At 61.1% G+C, this 5,210-nt stretch carries 3 protein-coding genes; all 3 read right to left on the reverse strand.

Annotated features, from left to right (window positions below):
* Positions 1 to 706: 706 nt before the first annotated feature.
* A complete protein-coding gene (locus tag DBR24_RS04695; RefSeq protein WP_177490432.1) occupies positions 707 to 3,187 on the reverse strand; it encodes a TonB-dependent receptor in 2,481 nt (826 codons plus the stop codon).
* Positions 3,188 to 3,301: 114 nt separating this feature from the next.
* Positions 3,302 to 4,951 (reverse strand): cyclic peptide export ABC transporter, encoded by a 1,650-nt coding sequence (locus DBR24_RS04700; RefSeq protein WP_123463510.1) that lies wholly within the window; start codon positions 4,949 to 4,951, stop codon positions 3,302 to 3,304.
* A gap of 108 nt (positions 4,952 to 5,059) precedes the next feature.
* The coding region (locus DBR24_RS04705; RefSeq protein WP_146188957.1) for an SUMF1/EgtB/PvdO family nonheme iron enzyme at positions 5,060 to 5,210 on the reverse strand (151 nt) is incomplete at its 5' end.

Genomic DNA, 5,210 nt, shown 5'->3' on the forward strand with positions numbered 1-5,210 from the left:
ATCAATCCCTCCACTCAGCCTTCCGATGTCGCCTTACAGATCAAGATCAAGAGCAGGCGAGCTGACACTCGGCCTATTGAGTGGTGAGGAGCGGGTGTTCGGCTTTGGTTTTGTGATGGGGCTGCCCCTCATCGGAACGCCGCCCGCCCAGCCCTCTCCCGAGGGAGAGGGAGCCGATCTGTGGGCTTTTCAAAGCCTGAGTTCACCGCGGTATCGCACGTCGGCGTAACTCTTCCAAACACCACCGCCAGTCCCCTCTCCCTCTGGGAGAGGGCTAGGGTGAGGGGCTCTTGATCTGGCTTGTAATCTTGCTTTGGCTTTGGCTTCGGCTTTTGATCTTTTGCCCCTTCGGCAGGCCGAGCGGAGGTGTTCATCCGGGGGTTAGGCGCGCAGCGCCGTGCGGCGTAGCCGCATACATCGAGAGGAGGTGCAGCGAAGCAAACCGTAGGCGATGCCCCCGGATGGACACCGTAGCGAGGGAACACTGAGCCTCAGCGAAGTGCCGTACGCCGGGGCAAAGCCTTTTGGGTTACCTTTTCGGCGTTTGGAAAAGGTGACTCGCTGTAAGAGCGAAACCGCCAGCGGCACCACCCGCAGCAACGGATATGCCCCCAAAACCCAAAGAGCATGGTCGGCCCGAAGGCCACCAAGACCAACAGGCGAAAAAAAGCCCCGCCAAAGCGGGGCTCTCTCACATCACTCCCAATCAGAAATCAGCCTTGACCGACATCACGAAGTTACGCGGATCACCATAGAAGTTACCGAACCCTTCGGTACCAATGGTCGAGTAGTAACGCTTGTCAAACAGGTTATTCCCGTTCAACGCCACCGACCATGTGTCATCGATTCGGTAGCCAATGCGACCGTTCCACACCGCATAACCGGCACCGTCAATGTTGTCGCCGCCAATCGGCGAAGTGCGGTAGTTGCCCGTCTGGGCATTAACCCCGGCACCGATCGTCACACGATCCAGCGGCCCGCTCAGGCTGTAGTCACCCCAGACGCGCAACAAGTGACGCGGCACGTAGGAGTTGTAGACCACGCCATCCTGCGTGGCGTCGGCATCTTCCAGCACTTTGGTCTGGGTATAGGTATAGCCAGCCAACAATTGCAGACGATCAATCACCTCACCGCTGACTTCAGCTTCGAAGCCCTGGGCGCGAACCTTGCCGGAGTTGATCGAGCACGAACTGTCTTCGCAGCGCGGGTCATCCTGGGCGGCATCTTTCTGGATGGTGCGGAACAGGTTGAAGGAGCTGTTCAGACGACCGTCGAACCACTCACCCTTGATCCCCAACTCGTAGCTCTGCCCGACCAATGGCTTGAGCGTGCTGCCATCAATGGTCTTGTACGCGCCTTGCGGGGTGAAGATGTCGGTGTAGCTGGCGTAGGCGGTCAGGTTTTCGTTGAGGTCGAACAGCACACCGGCGAACGGCGTGACTTGCCCGGTTTCGGTGGACTTGGTGTCGACCTGGGTGCCTTCGCCACGGAAGTACTGCACCGAGTCGGTGTCGGACTTGTACCAGCTGACACGGCTGCCCAGGACGAGGGTCAGCGGATCGGCCAGTTTCAGGCGGGCGATGGAGTAAGCGCCGTATTGCTTGATGTGCATGTCCACCGGGCCGCCACGGGAGGCGTTGGCCAGGTAATAGCTTTCGTCCGGTTGCGGGATGTGATGATTCGGGTCGAGCACGTTCTGCCGTTGGGGCAGGGCGGCGACGGCGTAGAAGTCATCCTTGTGCGACCGGCTCGCGTTGGCGCCGACGGTCAATTCGTGTTGCTGGCCGAAGGCGTCGAATTTACCGTCAACGTAGGCATCGAAGCCGTAGTCGCGTTGATCGTAGTCGTAGATGCTGCCCAGCATCAGTGTGTTCGAAGCGGTGGCACCGACCGGCACTGCGCCACTCGGGAAGGCGTATTCCATGTCCTGGGTGTTGCGCGAATAGACGCCCGCGACCTTCAGCGACCAGTCGTCGTTGAACTGGTGTTTCAGGTCGGCGAAGTAGGTGGCGCGCTTGCTGCGCTGGTTGTTCCACGCGGTGTTCAGGCAGGTGGAGCGCTTGAGGTGCAGGTCGGAGCCGTCGGCATAACGCGGCAGACCGCCCCAGCATGGCGTGGCGTCAACGTCTTCCCAGGCGAAACCCACGCCCAGCGTGGTGTCGGGGCTGAGGTCGAAGTCGAGGGCGCCGTAGTAGATCTGGTCCTTGCGGCTGGCCACGTCGTAGAAGTACTGACGGGTCTGCTCGGTGACCACGGCACGGCCACGGATGGTGCCGGCGTCGTTCAGCGGGCCGCCGGTATCGACCTGGCCACGGTAGTTGTCCCAGGTGCCTGCCGACAGCGACAGTTGCGTGTGGGCAGTATCGCCGCCGCGCTTGCGCACGAAGTTGACGCCACCGGCGGTGCCGCCAGCGCCTTTCATCATGCCGGCGGCGCCGCGTAGCACTTCCACGCGGTCATAGATGGCCATGTCGCTGTTGAAGCTGTCGGCCTGTACGTAGCTGCTGCCGATGTCCAGTGGCACGCCGTCGTACTGGTATTGACCGGTCATGCGAAAGCCGCGCGAGTAGAAATACTTGCCGCCCATGGGCGAGTCGTACACGGTGATGCCCGGGGTCTTTTCCATCACCTGTTCGATGGTGTTGAGGTTCTGGTCATCAAGCATTTTGCGCGTCATGACCGTGACCGACTGCGGTGTGTCTTTCAGCGAGTGCACGCCTTTGCCAATGGTCACGCCACCGGTGGTGTAGGAGTTGCTGCCTTCGGTGGTGGCGCCCATGCTTTGCGCGTTGACGTTGGTCGGAGCCAGTTCCATCGTGTCGCCGGTGGCCGGGCCGAGCACCGTCACGGTGTTGCCGTCACGCTGATAGCGAATGCCGGTGCCCTTGAGCATCGCGTTCAGCGAATCATCGCCCTGATAGCGCCCGTTGAGCGCACTGGAGCGCAGGCCTTGCAGGCTTTCCGGGCTGTAGACGATTTGCAGACTGGTCTGTTGACCAAGCGTCTGCAGCGCCTGCGCCAGTGGCTGGGCCGGAATGTTCAGGGTCCATTCCTGCGCCTGCACATATGGCGTGACAGCGACGGACAGGGCCAGACCCAGGCCGGTGCCGGCCAGGCGGGAACGTGTGGCGCCCTGCATCAGCAGGGCTCGAGTCAGAGGGCGAAGCATGAAACGGGATGCGGACATGAGGTTAAGACCTTGGCAGGTATAGTTGTTAATGGTTCTTATTCATCTCATTAAGACGAGGAAGCCGCGGCAAACCGGAAAACTATTTTTCCGGCCTGGCTGCGGCCCCGTGTTTCAAGCAGTCTGCAGTTCGCTTTTGACCTTGCCGGCCTCCATGCGCACCAGTTGGTCGGCGACGTCGAAGTAACGGTCATCGTGGGAAATCACGATGATGGTTTTGCCCAGACGCTTAAGGTCGGGCAGCAACTCGGTGTAGAAAATCCGCCGGAAGGTCGGGTCCTGATCCGCCGCCCATTCATCGAACACCAGCACCGGACGCTCTTCGAGCCAGGCGTTGACCAGCGCCAGGCGCTTGCGCTGGCCGGTGGACAAATCGGTGGTGCTGAAGGCGCCGTCGCGCACGCTGACCTTGTGCGCAATCTCCAGACGTTCGAGGTAGCGGGTGGCGTCCTGTGGGACCTGGCGGTCGCCTTGAATCAGATCATCGAACAGGTAGTAGTCGGCAAAGATCGTCGTGAAGTTCTGCCGGTAGTCATCGCGGTTGAGCGCGGTGATCGGCTGATCGTTGACGCGGATTTCGCCTTCGGTCGGGGCGTACAGGCCGAGCAGCAATTTGATCAGCGTGGTTTTGCCGCAACCGTTTTCGCCGACGATAAACACGATCTCGCCTTGTTCGATGCGCAGGTTGACTGGCCCCAGACGGAACGGCTCGCTGCCAGCCACCGGCGGGAAGGCGTAGCGCACATTGTTCAGTTCCAGACTGTTGACGGCCCCGGGCTTCTGGCCCTGGTCTTCCAGCAACAGGTGCGGTTCGGGCGAGGAGAATTGCTCGCTCAGCTCGGCGATCCGGCGGAAGGCGATCTGCGCGCGGCTGATGATCGGCAAGGTGCTGACCAGATGCTCCAGCGGCCCCTTCATGTACAGCAGCACCAGCACGAACCCGCTCATCACCGCTTTGTCGCCGCTGGGCCAGAAGGATTGCAGGGCCAGCGCCATGCCGATGACCACGAAGAACAACATGGAACCGAAGGATTTGGCGATGACGAACGTGTTGATGGATTTGATCTGGGTGTCGCAGATCTTCTCGGCAGTTTTCTGAATGCCGGCGACGAACATGCGTTGGCGACGCGGACGGTGAATGCGCAGTTCCTTGGCGCCTTCGGCAATCGCGTTGTAGTGCTTTTGCAGTTCATCTTCGCAGTCGCGTGCGGCGTAGAAACCGCGCATACCCCTGGCCCGGGCAATCGCTTGAATCGTGGTGCCGATCGCAATCGCCACCAGCATCATCAGGAACATCGGCCACGACAGCATCGCCAGGTAACCGAGGCAGCCGAGGGTGACGGTCATGGAGATCGCCAGTGGCGCAAAGGCGAAGGCGAAGTCGCTGATGGTGTCGACGTCATGGGTCAGCACCGGGATCAGCCGGTGGCTGCGATAGCGCTCGATCTGGTCGATCGGCGCCGACAGGACCTTTTCCCCCAGTTCTTTGCGCAATTTGGCGATGATGTGCTGGCCGACGTAGTTGGTGCCGATGTCCGACAGAATCGTCGTCAGCAGCGCCAGTGCACAGAGCCCGGCGAAGATCATCACCACGGTACGGGTCAGGCCGTCATCGGAGTGCAGGGCATTGTTGATGGTGGCCAGCAGCACGGTGACGCTCAGGCCGCCGATCATGCCGAGCACGATGGACGCAGAGACGATCAGGCGGAAGGGCTTGAGCAGGGCGAACAATTCGTTGATCGCCCCACGCGTAGGCTTGGTCATGGAGGATTCCTGCTTCGGTGCGGAGGGAGTGCCGGTACTTAAGGAAAACGAATGGTCATGCAGTTTCTTTAAACGACCGCAGACGGGCTGCGGTCGTGGTGGGCAGGCTCAGAGGTCGCGCACGACCCGGAAGCCGAGCCAGTCGCCCTTGCTGGTCGGCCAGCTGCTGTTGCGGTTGCCGGAGCGCGAAAACACTGGCGCTTCGCCCCAGTCGTTGCCGCGCATGACCTGGCGTTCGCAGTTTTCCTGGGTCCAGGGA

It is taken from the genome of Pseudomonas sp. HMWF006, from assembly GCF_003061205.1.
In the GTDB taxonomy this organism is placed as follows: domain Bacteria; phylum Pseudomonadota; class Gammaproteobacteria; order Pseudomonadales; family Pseudomonadaceae; genus Aquipseudomonas; species Aquipseudomonas monsensis.

What these genes read in the sequence shown, in the direction of transcription:
- DBR24_RS04700 (WP_123463510.1), bottom strand. Translation starts at nt 4,951, where the DNA reads ATGACCAAGCCTACGCGTGGGGCGATCAACGAATTGTTCGCCCTGCTC.
- DBR24_RS04695 (WP_177490432.1), bottom strand. Translation starts at nt 3,187, where the DNA reads ATGTCCGCATCCCGTTTCATGCTTCGCCCTCTGACTCGAGCCCTGCTG.